The following is a 12,895-nucleotide window of genomic DNA, read 5'->3' on the forward strand; positions in this document are numbered from 1 at the left end:
TCACCGCAAAAGTAAACTTTTTATAGCATTTGATTCATAATAAATATATAATAAAACTATTGAGACAAAAAATTACTAATTTTGTGTCGTTATGATTGAACAACTTACTCCCAGAATCCTAGAAAACAAAGATTGGGCAACACTTTTATTTGTGGTGACCTTTGCCGTTGTTGCAATGACAAAATCAGCTTACGAAACTAGATTTAGCGAATTTAGTAAGCTTATTTTTTCAGATAAGTATGCGAAAATTTATCGTGATAACAACCATTTGAAAAGTACTTTTACCATTGGCTTGTTTTTCGTTCAGATTATTTCGTTTGCGTTTTTTATTCAGCTTACGATGCATATTTTTTCAGAAGATCCAAAAACAGGAACTTATAGTATCTTAAAAACCGACTGGATTTTATTCATTCAGATTGCAACCTTTTTACTTTATTTCATTCTTGCGAAGTATTTAATTGAGAAAATTGTAGCAACTTCTTTCAACATTGATGATTTTGCAGACCTTTTTAACTTACAAAAAGTAACCTATAGAACCTATATTGGCGTTTTAATTCTGCCGATTAATGCTGTTTTGTTCTATTATGACAATATTCCTAAAATTATTCCACTAGCAATAATAGGCGTTTCGCTGTGTCTAAGCCTCTACTCGTATTTTATTTCGATTAAAACGTATCAAAATGTAATAATCGGTAAGTTATTTTATTTTATTTTATATCTTTGCGCACTTGAAATAGCCCCTTATTATTTTCTTTATTATTGGATTACAAAAGGGAGTGCTTAGAAAATGTTTATAATATGAAAGTGAAAACAATTTTGGTGTCACAGCCTGAACCTAAAGTGGAGAATTCTCCTTACTTTGAGCTCCAACAAAAACACAAAATAAAAATTGATTTCAGACCATTTATTCATGTGGAAGGGGTTAGCGCAAAAGAGATTCGATTGCAAAAAATCGATCTTAATCATTACACTGCGATCATTTTAACAAGTCGAAATGCTGTAGATCATTTTTTTAGAGTGGCTGATGAAATGCGTTACAAAGTTCCTGAAGGATTGAAGTATTTTTGTCAATCTGAAGCTGTTGCATTTTATCTGCAAAAGTATGTAGTGTACAGAAAGCGTAAGATTTACGTGGGAGCAAAAGATTTTGCTGATTTATCCCCTCTTATTAAAAAATACAAGGATGAAAAATTCTTGTTACCAGCTTCTGATCAATTAAACGCAGATGCGCCTGTTACATTAAACAATTTAAAAGTAGATTGGGCACAAGCTATTTTTTACAAAACTGTAATGAGTGACCTGTCTGATTTGGCTGATGTTTATTATGATGTTTTAGCATTTTTTAGTCCAACCGGAATTAAATCATTATTTAAAAACTTCCCGGACTTTAAACAAAACAATACCAGAATTGCTGTTTTTGGAAGCACAACTCAAAAAGAAGCTTTGGATCACGGTTTAAGAATTGATATTCTTGCTCCAACACCTGAAACACCTTCTATGACAATGGCTTTAGAAAAATACATTAGTGAAGCAAACAAAGGGAAATAATCCTTTTATAAAATAAAATTCCAAATTATAAATTCCAAATTCCAACTTCTGTTGGGGTTTGGAATTTTTCTTTTTAAACCGAATCTGTTCGAATCTTTGTCAAAGTTTTAAACTTTGACAAAGATTATCATATCAATAAAAAGTTTATCATTAAATTTGATTTCTATTATAAACCAAAACAACTAAAATAGTTTCAAATTACAACTCATGAAAATCAACTCGCTTATAATTGAAATTGACGGTATCGACAAAGAAATTCTTCGTTACTTAATGGATGACGCCCGAAAACCTATTTTACAAATTGCTAATAAAATAGGCATTTCCGGAGCTGCGATTCATCAGCGTTTGAAAAAACTGGAACAATCGGGTGTAATTTCAGGATCTAAGTTTACTGTAAACCCAAAAGTTTTAGGCTACAATACAATGGCATTTATAGGTGTTTATCTAGACAAAGCTTCACGAAACTCAGAAGCTGTAAAGGACTTGAAAAAAATTCCTGAAGTTTTAGAATGTCATTATACCACAGGAAACTGGTCGGTTTTGATTAAAATTATTTGTCGTGACAACGAACATTTAATGCAGCTTTTGAATACTAAAATTCAGGCTATTGAAGGAGTTTCAAGAACAGAAACTTTTATTTCATTAGATCAGCAGATTGATAGACAAATTCAGCTTTAATTAAATAATACTGCAATTAGACAATTAGATAATTCTTGTAAAAATCCTTTAAATGGTTTCAAATTTAAGACCCGAGATTAAAACCGTACTATTCTTTGTAATTTACTTTATATTATTTCTCACTATAAGAGCTGTTCAACCAACTGGCAGCCCACATGGTCCAAATCTTAGTGACATTTTTTTTCTACTATCCATTCCAATCAGCATAATCTACACTATCATTCTTCTTTATAAATATTTTAAATCTGGAAGCAAAAATTATCTCAGTGCTATATTCGTAGTGACAATGTTGTGGATTCTTTTTTACAATTCTTTGAAATTTATATATTAAAAAATAAGCACTAAAAAAACCCGACAAGTTTAACGTATCGGGTTTGCTATAAATTATCTAATTGACTAATTATCTAATTGGCACATTATTTAACTCCTCCTATTCCCAGAATAAATCGAAATATAATACAGTAAAGTTGCAATAGAACCAATTGCAGCAACTACATAAGTTCGAGCAGCCCATTTTAAGGCGTCTTTTGCTCCTGCTTGCTCTTCTTGTGTCAGCATGTGTTTATTTTCCAACCACGCCAATGCTCTATTGCTTGCATCGTATTCTACAGGCAGAGTAATGATTGTAAATAATGTTGTTGCGGCAAAAATAACTATTCCGATTAATAATAATTGCGGAAAAGTTCTAATCATTAAGATTCCTGCAAGTAAAATCCATTGTACATAATTAGACGCCACACTAACGATAGGCACTAATTTAGAACGCATTGTCAGCCATTCGTAACCTATTGAATGTTGTACTGCGTGACCACATTCGTGTGCCGCAACTGCAGCCGCAGCCGCATTACGATGATTGTAAACAGCCTCGCTTAAATTTACTGTTTTATCTGACGGATTATAGTGATCTGTTAATTGACCTGGAGTCGAAATAACACGAACGTCTGTGATTCCGTTATCGGCCAGCATTTTTTCAGCAATTTCTGCGCCGCTCATTCCGTTTCTTAATTGGAGCTTAGAATATAATTCGAACTTGCTCTTCAACTTTGAACTCACCAGCCAACTGAACAACATAATTGCTCCGGCAATAATTAAATATCCACTTCCCATTTTATATATTTTTTAAATTGTTTTTTTAGAATATGTTTTTAAAATAATCTACAATTTACGAACCATTTTTCTAAAATGCCAAAATGACATCCTAAATTTAGATTAAATTCCAATATAGAAAATTCCAAATTCCAATTAACAGGAAAGTGTTCGCCACGAATTCCCACAAATTCAATTCGTGAAAAGTTGTAAAATTTGTGACTAAAAAATAAAAGAAATTCGACAATCTTGTCATCCTGACGGAGCAAGGATCACACGCGTAACTCCTCACACTAATTCGCCAATCTTTGTCGAGCTTCTACCGTGATCCTTCCTCCGTCAGGATAATAAACTAGGCGCAAAAAAAATCCCAAACCTCAATCTTAAAATTGGAATTTGGAATTTTCTGTATCGGAATTTCTTATTCCAATTGTGCATTGATATCCTCAAATTTCGTAATCAGCTCATTTATTTTAGTTTGCTGTTTTTTAATTTGTTTCGGACGAATATAAAACCAGTTAAACATCATCCATAACAAAGTTAATCCGTACGTCAAGCTTACTCCCAAAAGAGTCATTCTGCTTGCGTATTCATACATATACAAACAAATTCCAGTCGTAAGTGCTATAAAATAAAAAGTCATTATTTTGGTCTGCAAAAATTGTTGTTTCTTTTTAATTAAAATCAAGTTCCGAAGGTATTCGTTATTCGTTTGCGTGGTTTCAATATTTTTATATTTACCCAATAATTTATTATAAGTGAATAAATAAATCACCATAGCCAAAATCGTTATAATGATTCCGATTTTAGTCGAAATAAATTGCGGCTGATAATAATACCAAACAAAAAGAATAAAAGCAGAAGTTGCAAGAAGCAAAACATTGGTAATCCATAAACTACGTATTGCCGCTTTTTTAAACTGTTTTAATCTCGCCATCAAATCCTCAATATTAGGCTGGCTTACGGTTTGTTTTTTCCATAAAGCTTTGAAGTCTATATTATTGTTGTCCATTTTCTTTAAATTTTTGAGTCAATTTTTCTTTTATCCTGTGGATTTTCACTCGCACGTTTGCTTCTGAAAGCCCTACGATTTTAGCGATTTCAGCTTGCCTCACATCTTCCAGCTCCAACGAAATAATAATACGTTCCGTTTCGGGCAATTCAGCTATGCATTTGTATAAAAACTGAATCTGCGGTTCAATTGAAGTTTGCTTTTCCTCGCTTAGATGAATGGGCAAATCTGATTTTGGAAAACGTTTGTCTTTTTCAATCTGCCTCAAACAATTATTAGAAGCAATCCTGAAAATCCAGGTTCCGATGCTGGACTCATTTCTAAAAGTGTCCAGCTTTTGCCACACAATTATAAAAGTTTCCTGAGCAAGATCCTGGGCAATGTCATAATCATTAACAAAACCCATGCAAAGCCTGAATATTCTATCCCAATAGGTTTTATAGACTTGTTCAAATTCCATTCTTACGATTTTAGAAAATTCAATTGTCCCAAATACCAATCTTTGTCGTCGTACATTATAAAATGCATTCCTTTACTGGCGTATTGAAAATTAGCTGTTTTTAAATTTCTATATTGTCCTTCGATTGCCGGTTTTAAATTTATAAAATAAGATTCTAATAAAATTAACGACGGACATTTTATAGACGCAATTTTCTCTCTCAAGTCAGTATTAAAAAAATCACAATACATTTGAGCAAACGTTACCCGATCCGATTTTAAGCTCCAGTCTACAACCGTTTCTAATTTTGAAGTATCTGCTAAAAGTCTTGGCATAGTTTGTTTTTGCATATCATAAAACTGAGTTTCATTCATTGCTGTCATTTGAGTTACCATTGCTGAGCAATCGTTATTTTCTTTTGATTTAAAAGAAGGATCACTCAAAGCCGCCAAACACGGAAGCGCATCAACAACTACAATTTTTCCAATTAAATCGGGATAATCAGCTGCAATAGCAAGCGCCAGTCCACCACCCATACTATGACCAATTAAGATGGGTTTTTCAATTTTATTGTTTTTGATATAATTGGCAATTTCATTTTTCCAATTTTCAAAAGAAGGATTCGGCTGTGGTTTTACTCCGGCGAAACCCGCCATTGTTAAAGTGTAGCAGGTATAGTCTTTTTCGAAAACTGCTTTAGTTTCATCCCATACAGCTCCTGAAGAAGCAAATCCTGGAATGAATATAATAGCTTGCTTGCCTTTTCCGGTTTTAGAAACTTCAAACGGATATTGTTTTGTCTGTGCAAAAACATTTAGACACAATGCAGAAAATAAAAGGGCGATAATCAAAATATACTTTTTCATTTTTATAAATTTTAAGTTGTTAAATAATCGGATCCGCCCTTTGGATACGAGAAGATTTAAAATGTTACAATTAAAATGAAAAATTCAATAAAAAAATTCCAAATTCCAATTAATACGGAAGTTTTCGCCACAAATTTCACGAATTAGCACGAATTAAATTTGTGGAAATTTGTGTAATTCGTGGCAAAAAAAGCCAACGAAATTCGACAAACTGGACACAAAAAAAATCCCAAACCCCAATCATAAAATTGGAATTTGGAATTTAAATATTTGGAGTTTTTATTTATCCAACAAGGTTAATGATCTTTCCAGGAACAATAATCACTTTATTTGGAGTTCTTCCATCTAATTGACGTAATGTTCTTTCGTCTTTCATGATAATTTCCTCGATTTGCGGAGCTGTTAAATCCAAAGGCAATTCGATAGTGAAACGCATTTTTCCGTTGAAAGAAACAGGATATTCTTTACTGCTTTCTACTAAATGTTTCGCATCAAAAACAGGGAAATCGACCGTTGCTATTGAAGTGGCATGACCCAATTGTGCCCATAATTCTTCAGCAATGTGCGGTGCGTATGGCGAAACCAAAATCGCTAATGGCTCTAAGATTGCTCTTGAATGACAATTTTGAGAAGACAATTCATTCACACAAATCATAAATTGAGAAACTGACGTATTAAAAGAGAAATTCTCGATATCTTCTGCCACTTTTTTGATCGTTTTATGTAACGATTTTAAGTTGTCTTTTGTTGGTTCGTCGTTGTTTACGATTAAACCGTTATTCTCATCGATGTATAATCTCCACAATTTTTTCAAGAAACCAAATACTCCTGAAATTCCAGCGGTATTCCAAGGTTTTGCCTGCTCTAACGGACCTAAAAACATTTCGTACAAACGTAAGGTATCAGCCCCATATTCAGCACAAATATCATCCGGAGTTACGACATTGTATTTTGATTTCGACATTTTTTCAACTTCAGTTTTCAATCCAATGTATTTACCTTTTTCGTCTTTTCCATCCCAAATTACATCATTAATCGTCAAGCCATCAAATCTATTATCAGAATTGAAAAGAGATTGTAATTTTTCAATATAAATCTTTTTATTTTCAGCTAAATTGACAGGAACATGATAAACATATTCGCATATTAATCCATATTTGTTGCCATTAAATTCCACAAAAGATTCCTCAGGACTTAAATAATCATATTTTGAATTTGCTAAAACAACTTTCCCTGTACTAATGTAAGGGATTTCAGAAGGAAATTTACATAAACTATACTTAGTTAAAAACATAGATTCTCCCAAAATCATTCCCTGATTGATCAGTTTTTTGAATGGTTCTTCTGTTGGAGCAAAACCTTTGTCTTTTAAGAATTTATTCCAAAAACGAGAGTACAATAAGTGTCCGGTTGCGTGCTCGCTTCCTCCAATATATAAATCTACACTTTCCCAGTAAGCTAAAGCTTCTTTGCTTGCAAATTCATTTTCATTGTGTGCATCCATATAACGCATCCAGTACCATGAACTTCCTGCCCAACCTGGCATGGTGTTCAATTCTAAAGGAAAAATCGTTACATTATCTACTAAATCTGTATTGACAACTTTATTGTTTTTTGAATCCCAAGCCCAAACAGCTGCATTTCCTAACGGAGGCAAACCATCTTCGGTTGGTAAATATTTCTCTACTTCTGGTAAAATGATTGGCAAATGCTTCGCATCAATCATTTTTGGAAGTCCATTTACATAATAAACCGGGAAAGGCTCTCCCCAATAACGCTGACGGGAAAAAACAGCATCACGTAAACGGTAATTTGTTTTTCCGCTTCCTTGTCCTATTTTTTCCAAAGCCGTAATTACAGCCTGAGTTGCTTCTTTATAATTTAATCCGTTTAAGAAATCAGAATTAGCAATTTCAACATTGTCTTTTGAGCCGTAAGCGGCTTCAGAAATATCAACATTTGCAAAAATATTCTTGATTTCCGGCATTCCGTTTTGTGATTTGAAGAAATTCGCAAAAGCATAATCTCTCTCGTCTCCGCAAGGAACCGCCATTACAGCACCCGTTCCGTAACCTGCCAAAACATAATCTCCAATCCAAACCGGAATTGCTTCTTTTGTAAAAGGATGTTCAGCATAAGCTCCCGTAAATACTCCAGAAATGGTTTTTACATCAGCCATACGCTCACGCTCTGAACGTTTTGCTGTTTTTTCGATATAAGCTTCAACAGTCGCTTTTTGTTCGGGAGTTGTGATTTTTGCTACCAAATCATGTTCTGGTGCTAAAGTCATAAAAGTTACTCCAAAAATAGTATCAGGACGAGTTGTAAACACAGAAATAGTTTCTGGTTGTTGGTTGTTGGTTGTTGGGACTACATTGAAAGTCACCATTGCTCCTACACTTTTACCAATCCAGTTTCTTTGTGATTCTTTTATAGATTCGCTCCAGTCAATATCATTCAAACCTTGCAACAAACGCTCTGCATAAGCAGAAATACGCATGCTCCATTGTGTCATTTTTTTACGAATTACAGGATATCCTCCACGTTCCGAAACGCCGTTTACGATTTCGTCATTAGCCAAAACAGTTCCTAAACCAGGACACCAGTTTACTTCTGTTTCTGCCAAATACGTCATTCTGTATTGCAAAAGGATTTTTTCTTTTTGATCATCAGAATATGAATTCCATTCTGCAGCAGTAAAAATTGCAACATTATCGTCGCAAACTGCTTCAACCAATCCATTTCCTTCTTCTTCAAAAACTTTTACAAGCTCTGCAATATCAAAAGCCTTTCCTTCTTTTCTGCAATACCAGGAATTAAATAATTGGATAAAAATCCATTGTGTATGTTTATAATAATCAGGATTTGAAGTACGAACCTCACGGCTCCAGTCAAATGAAAATCCGATTTTATCTAATTGTTTTCTGTATCCGGCAATTTGTTTTCCTTCTTTATCAACGCCACCATCAATATTTACGCGCGTTGTATCCTCCGGACGTTGTCCTGTCTGAATTGCGTATTGTTCGGCAGGCAATCCAAAACTGTCATATCCCATTGGGTGCAAAACATTGAAACCCTGATGTCTTTTGAAACGAGAATAAACATCTGAAGCAATATAACCCAGCGGATGCCCAACGTGCAATCCCGCTCCAGATGGGTAAGGAAACATGTCCAGCACATAATGCTTTGGTTTTTCAGAATTATTACTTGCAGCAAAAGTTTGGTTTTCAGCCCAATATTTTTGCCATTTTTCTTCGATTTCGTTTGGATTGTATTTCATTCTTTCTTTAAGGTTCAAAGGTTCAGAGTGACAAAGGCTCAAAGGTTTGTCACCTAATTTAGAGCGCAAATTTACATTTATTACAGATTGTACCAAAGCTATTTTGCTGACAAACAAATAAAATAACAAAATACGTATTTATAATTACGTATAAATACGTATTTTTATTTTTTAACACTTAGAAAAATATCGTTTTTGTTAAAACAATTGCAAGGCAAAAGTTCCAAAGGAACGACAAATATTGTAGGGCTGGACTTCAGTCCAGTTTAAACGGAGACCAGCGAAAGAATTATTAATCAAAAAAGAATTATTTTTGAATAGCATTTAAAAAATCTAAAATGGCTGACAGCAAAAAATACAAAGTTGAAGTTCGGGTTTGGATTGAAGAAACCGAAGGTGCCTATTTAGGAATTGGAAAAATCTGGCTGCTTGAAAATATTCGAAAAACGGGCTCTATAACCAATGCGGCCAAAGAAATGAAAATGGCGTATCGTCAGGCCTGGCAATTGGTCGAAGAAATGAATCAGCGCGCTGAAAGTCCTTTAGTAGAAAAACTACTTGGCGGAAAAGGTGGCGGCGGAGCAAAATTGACCGAAGCCGGAGAAAAAGCAATTACCGTTTTCTACGAAATCGAAAAACGTATTAAAGATTTTGCTTTAAAAGAAACCCAAAATTTAAAATTTTAAGCATATTAATTTCATTCAATACGTCTCCCGAGGTTGAAACCTCGGGCTATATCTAAAAAACAAAGAAAATACAATTGTAACATAGCCCGAGGCTTCAACCTTGGGAGATTCGTAGATCAAACCACCACAAAAAAATAAACTTTGCCCCTTGACGACTTTGCGATTAAATAAAAACGTCATTGCGTAAAACTTAGTGCACTTTGCGCTTAATAAACTTTTTATTAAATATCTAAATCGTATATTTATGGTAAGAAAGTTAAAACTTTGAACGTTATTAACTTCAAATAAAGAAATACTTTATTATTTTTACCACATAATTTAAGCATACTATGAGTTCTAACTTTGATAAATTTCAAAAGCGCAGGTTAATTTCCTCTTATTTTTCGGTTGTATTAAGTGTTTTTCTGGTATTATTCCTTTTGGGAGTACTGGGATTATTCATTATCAATTCTAAAAAACTGGCCAATGATTTTAAAGAAAAAATCGCAATGACAGTTTTCTTTAAAAATGAAGCAAATGATAGTGTTATTAAAGCATTCAATACCGAATTGAAAAGAGCGCCTTTCGCAAAATCTTATGCTTATGTTTCAAAGGAAAAAGCAGCAAAAGAACATACTGATATTATTGGAGAAGATTTTCTGACCTTTTTGGGCGAAAATCCATTATTGAATTCGTACGACATTCACCTAAAAGCAGATTATGTTGAGAGAGACAGCATTTCTAAAATTGAAAGCAGCCTGCGTCAAAATACCATGATTGAAGATATTGTTTACGACAAACAATTGGTAAATCTGGTAAATGACAACATCAAAAAAGTAAGTATGTGGATTTTGATTATTAGCGGTTTCCTTGCGGTAATTGCTGTTTTATTAATCAATAGTTCATTGCGTTTATCTATTCACTCTAATCGTTTTATTATCAAAACCATGCAAATGGTTGGCGCGACAAAATCGTTTATTCGTAAACCTTTTGTAATGCGCAGTGTAAAATTAGGAATGTTAGGTGCCGGATTGGCGATTGTTGCCCTAATTGCACTATTACTTTATGTAGAAACTAATTTCCCTGGCTTAGGCATTTTAGAAGACAAAGCTTTAATCGGATTGGTTTTATTGGCCGTTTTCGGATTAGGAGTTTTGATTACCTGGGTAAGTACACATTTTGCAACTCAACGTTTCCTGAATTTAAGAACAGACGATCTTTATTAAGATTGCAGATTTTAGATTATAGATTTTAGATTAAAATAAACTTATATACAGAGGGTGAAAATTGCTTCGTTCCTCGCAATGACAAAATGAAAAACAATATAAAAGAAGAACAACAACCTCAAAAACAAGAATTTCTTTTTGACGGTATCAATTACAAAATCTTATTGATTGGAATTGGTGTAATCGCGCTTGGATTTATCTTAATGTCTGGCGGAGGAAGTGATAACCCGAATGTTTTTAATGAAGATGTTTTTAGCTTCAGACGTATTCGTTTAGCTCCAACAACTGTTTTAATTGGTTTTGGAATCACGATTTACTCGATCTTCAAAAAATCAAAATAGACATTTTTAGACTTCTTAGACTTCATAGATCTTTAGATTATTAGATTAATCTTTACTGAAAATCTAAGAAGTCTAAGAAAGTCTAAAAATCTAACAATCTAATACATGAATACATTACAAGCTATCATTCTTGCCATTATTGAAGGAATTACAGAATTTTTACCTGTTTCTTCAACTGGACATATGATTATTGCCTCTTCTTTTTTCGGAATTGCACACGAAGACTTTACAAAACTTTTTACGATTGTTATTCAGCTTGGTGCGATACTTTCAGTTGTAGTTTTATATTTCAAACGTTTCTTTCAAACACTTGATTTTTACTTTAAACTTTTGGTTGCTTTTATTCCTGCCGTAGTTTTAGGATTATTATTGAGCGATTTTATTGATGGATTATTAGAAAATCCGGTTACGGTTGCTATCTCACTTTTAATAGGGGGTTTGATTTTATTGAAAGTTGACGAATGGTTCAACAATCCAGGTACGGCAGAAACATCTCAGGAAATTACCTATTTACAAGCTTTTAAAATAGGATTGTTCCAGTGTATTGCGATGATTCCAGGAGTTTCAAGAAGTGGTGCAAGTATCGTGGGCGGAATGTCTCAAAAATTATCAAGAACAACTGCTGCAGAGTTTTCATTCTTTTTAGCTGTTCCAACCATGTTGGGTGCAACGGTAAAAAAATGTTATGATTATTATAAAGACGGATTTGAATTATCTCACGATCAAATTAATTTATTAGTAATAGGAAATGTAGTTGCTTTTATTGTAGCACTTTTAGCTATTAAAACTTTCATTGGATTTTTAACTAAAAATGGTTTTAAAGTTTTCGGTTATTACCGAATTCTTGCCGGAGTCATTTTATTGATTATCCACTTTTTCATTCACCCGCTTACCATAATATAATGACAACTGAAGAATATTTAGACGGACAAGTTTTACTGATAGACAAACCTTTAAAATGGAGTTCGTTTCAAGCTGTCAATAAATTAAAATACCTTTTAATCAATAAAGTTGGACTTCCAAAAAAGTTCAAAATTGGACACGCAGGAACTTTAGACCCTTTAGCATCTGGGCTATTATTAATTTGTACCGGAAAATTCACCAAAAGAATCTCTGAACTTCAGGGGCAGGCTAAAGAATATACGGGAACTTTTTACATTGGAGCTACTACTCCGTCATATGATTTAGAAACCGAAATCGACCAAACTTTTCCAACAGATCATATTGATGAAGCTTTGATTCATGAAACCGTAAAACAGTTTTTAGGCGAAATCGATCAAAAACCACCAATTTTTTCAGCCATAAAAAAAGACGGCGTTCGCTTGTATGAGCACGCACGTGCTGGAGAAACTGTAGAAATTGCCAGTAGAAAAACCACAATTCACGAATTTGAAATCACGCGAATTGCATTGCCTGAAATTGACTTTAGAGTAGTTTGCAGTAAAGGAACCTATATTCGTTCCCTTGCTTTTGATTTTGGAAAAGCAATGAATTCCGGATCGCATTTAACCGTTTTGCGCCGAACTAAAATTGGCGATTACGATGTAAAAGATGCGATTGATATTACTTTGTTTGAAGAAAGCCTTAAAGAATAAACACAAAATAGCACATTACAAAATGAGGCAGTAATAGTAATGTGCCAACTCCTAAAATAATTTTGCTTTCCGTACTTGTTTTTTTGAGGTTAATAATGAGTCATATTTTTCCCTCCAAACAATAAACCTGAAATAAAATCGTAAAATCTGTCGAATAAC

The 12,895-nt window shown here is 33.5% G+C and carries 13 protein-coding genes; 8 read left to right on the plus strand and 5 right to left on the minus strand.

The genetic code is table 11. The annotated features are described in order from the left end of the window. Positions 1 to 91: 91 nt before the first annotated feature. The 3 genes from BUA98_RS00385 to BUA98_RS00395 all read left to right on the plus strand — a co-directional run bounded on the left by BUA98_RS00385 (position 92) and on the right by BUA98_RS00395 (position 2,226). On the plus strand, positions 92 to 784 hold the full coding sequence (locus tag BUA98_RS00385) for a DUF4271 domain-containing protein (protein WP_072969707.1): 693 nt from the start codon (positions 92 to 94) through the stop codon (positions 782 to 784). A gap of 14 nt (positions 785 to 798) precedes the next feature. Continuing rightward, positions 799 to 1,548, plus strand: coding sequence for a uroporphyrinogen-III synthase (locus tag BUA98_RS00390; RefSeq protein WP_026983527.1), 750 nt, complete (start codon positions 799 to 801; stop codon positions 1,546 to 1,548). A 207-nt stretch (positions 1,549 to 1,755) separates the two neighbouring features. Then, complete coding sequence (locus tag BUA98_RS00395) at positions 1,756 to 2,226, plus strand: Lrp/AsnC family transcriptional regulator (protein ID WP_041518480.1); 471 nt, start codon at positions 1,756 to 1,758, stop codon at positions 2,224 to 2,226. Between the two features lie 420 nt (positions 2,227 to 2,646). Here the strand turns inward: BUA98_RS00395 and BUA98_RS00400 are convergent, their stop codons facing one another. From BUA98_RS00400 to BUA98_RS00420, 5 genes are all read right to left on the minus strand, one after another. After that, a complete protein-coding gene (locus tag BUA98_RS00400; protein WP_072969708.1) occupies positions 2,647 to 3,333 on the minus strand; it encodes a zinc metallopeptidase in 687 nt (228 codons plus the stop codon). Positions 3,334 to 3,733: 400 nt separating this feature from the next. Next, a complete protein-coding gene (locus tag BUA98_RS00405) occupies positions 3,734 to 4,324 on the minus strand; it encodes a hypothetical protein (RefSeq protein ID WP_072969709.1) in 591 nt (196 codons plus the stop codon). Further along, positions 4,311 to 4,784 carry an RNA polymerase sigma factor gene (locus tag BUA98_RS00410; RefSeq protein ID WP_072969710.1) on the minus strand — a complete coding sequence of 158 codons (474 nt, stop codon included), beginning with the start codon at positions 4,782 to 4,784 and terminating at the stop codon, positions 4,311 to 4,313. The genes BUA98_RS00405 and BUA98_RS00410 overlap by 14 nt, the downstream gene beginning before the upstream one ends. Before the next feature lie 2 nt (positions 4,785 to 4,786). Then, positions 4,787 to 5,629, minus strand: coding sequence for an alpha/beta fold hydrolase (locus BUA98_RS00415; protein ID WP_086065091.1), 843 nt, complete (start codon positions 5,627 to 5,629; stop codon positions 4,787 to 4,789). 283 nt (positions 5,630 to 5,912) lie between these two features. Beyond that, positions 5,913 to 8,909 carry a leucine--tRNA ligase gene (locus BUA98_RS00420; RefSeq protein WP_072970548.1) on the minus strand — a complete coding sequence of 999 codons (2,997 nt, stop codon included), beginning with the start codon at positions 8,907 to 8,909 and terminating at the stop codon, positions 5,913 to 5,915. Positions 8,910 to 9,247: 338 nt separating this feature from the next. On the opposite strand from BUA98_RS00420, the gene BUA98_RS00425 reads away from it, so the two are divergent. The 5 genes from BUA98_RS00425 (at position 9,248) to truB (ending at position 12,736) form a co-directional block, all read left to right on the plus strand. Then, the gene (locus BUA98_RS00425) at positions 9,248 to 9,595 is read left to right on the plus strand and encodes a winged helix-turn-helix domain-containing protein (protein ID WP_072969712.1); all 348 of its coding nucleotides are present in this window, start codon (positions 9,248 to 9,250) and stop codon (positions 9,593 to 9,595) included. A gap of 329 nt (positions 9,596 to 9,924) precedes the next feature. Continuing rightward, positions 9,925 to 10,800 carry a cell division protein FtsX gene (locus tag BUA98_RS00430; RefSeq protein ID WP_072969713.1) on the plus strand — a complete coding sequence of 292 codons (876 nt, stop codon included), beginning with the start codon at positions 9,925 to 9,927 and terminating at the stop codon, positions 10,798 to 10,800. Positions 10,801 to 10,886: 86 nt separating this feature from the next. Then, the gene (locus tag BUA98_RS00435) at positions 10,887 to 11,141 is read left to right on the plus strand and encodes a DUF3098 domain-containing protein (RefSeq protein ID WP_072969714.1); all 255 of its coding nucleotides are present in this window, start codon (positions 10,887 to 10,889) and stop codon (positions 11,139 to 11,141) included. 105 nt (positions 11,142 to 11,246) lie between these two features. After that, positions 11,247 to 12,044 carry an undecaprenyl-diphosphate phosphatase gene (locus BUA98_RS00440; RefSeq protein ID WP_072969715.1) on the plus strand — a complete coding sequence of 266 codons (798 nt, stop codon included), beginning with the start codon at positions 11,247 to 11,249 and terminating at the stop codon, positions 12,042 to 12,044. Beyond that, positions 12,044 to 12,736: a tRNA pseudouridine(55) synthase TruB gene (truB, locus tag BUA98_RS00445; protein ID WP_072969716.1), complete on the plus strand. Its 693-nt coding sequence runs from the start codon at positions 12,044 to 12,046 to the stop codon at positions 12,734 to 12,736. Before BUA98_RS00440 ends, truB begins: the two co-directional genes overlap by 1 nt. Positions 12,737 to 12,895 lie beyond the last annotated feature (159 nt).

Source organism: Flavobacterium saccharophilum (assembly GCF_900142735.1).
Lineage (GTDB): Bacteria > Bacteroidota > Bacteroidia > Flavobacteriales > Flavobacteriaceae > Flavobacterium > Flavobacterium saccharophilum.

What these genes read in the sequence shown, in the direction of transcription:
- BUA98_RS00385 (WP_072969707.1), top strand. Translation starts at nt 92, where the DNA reads ATGATTGAACAACTTACTCCCAGAATCCTAGAAAACAAAGATTGGGCA.
- BUA98_RS00390 (WP_026983527.1), top strand. Translation starts at nt 799, where the DNA reads ATGAAAGTGAAAACAATTTTGGTGTCACAGCCTGAACCTAAAGTGGAG.
- BUA98_RS00395 (WP_041518480.1), top strand. Translation starts at nt 1,756, where the DNA reads ATGAAAATCAACTCGCTTATAATTGAAATTGACGGTATCGACAAAGAA.
- BUA98_RS00400 (WP_072969708.1), bottom strand. Translation starts at nt 3,333, where the DNA reads ATGGGAAGTGGATATTTAATTATTGCCGGAGCAATTATGTTGTTCAGT.
- BUA98_RS00405 (WP_072969709.1), bottom strand. Translation starts at nt 4,324, where the DNA reads ATGGACAACAATAATATAGACTTCAAAGCTTTATGGAAAAAACAAACC.
- BUA98_RS00410 (WP_072969710.1), bottom strand. Translation starts at nt 4,784, where the DNA reads ATGGAATTTGAACAAGTCTATAAAACCTATTGGGATAGAATATTCAGG.
- BUA98_RS00415 (WP_086065091.1), bottom strand. Translation starts at nt 5,629, where the DNA reads ATGAAAAAGTATATTTTGATTATCGCCCTTTTATTTTCTGCATTGTGT.
- BUA98_RS00420 (WP_072970548.1), bottom strand. Translation starts at nt 8,909, where the DNA reads ATGAAATACAATCCAAACGAAATCGAAGAAAAATGGCAAAAATATTGG.
- BUA98_RS00425 (WP_072969712.1), top strand. Translation starts at nt 9,248, where the DNA reads ATGGCTGACAGCAAAAAATACAAAGTTGAAGTTCGGGTTTGGATTGAA.
- BUA98_RS00430 (WP_072969713.1), top strand. Translation starts at nt 9,925, where the DNA reads ATGAGTTCTAACTTTGATAAATTTCAAAAGCGCAGGTTAATTTCCTCT.
- BUA98_RS00435 (WP_072969714.1), top strand. Translation starts at nt 10,887, where the DNA reads ATGAAAAACAATATAAAAGAAGAACAACAACCTCAAAAACAAGAATTT.
- BUA98_RS00440 (WP_072969715.1), top strand. Translation starts at nt 11,247, where the DNA reads ATGAATACATTACAAGCTATCATTCTTGCCATTATTGAAGGAATTACA.
- truB (WP_072969716.1), top strand. Translation starts at nt 12,044, where the DNA reads ATGACAACTGAAGAATATTTAGACGGACAAGTTTTACTGATAGACAAA.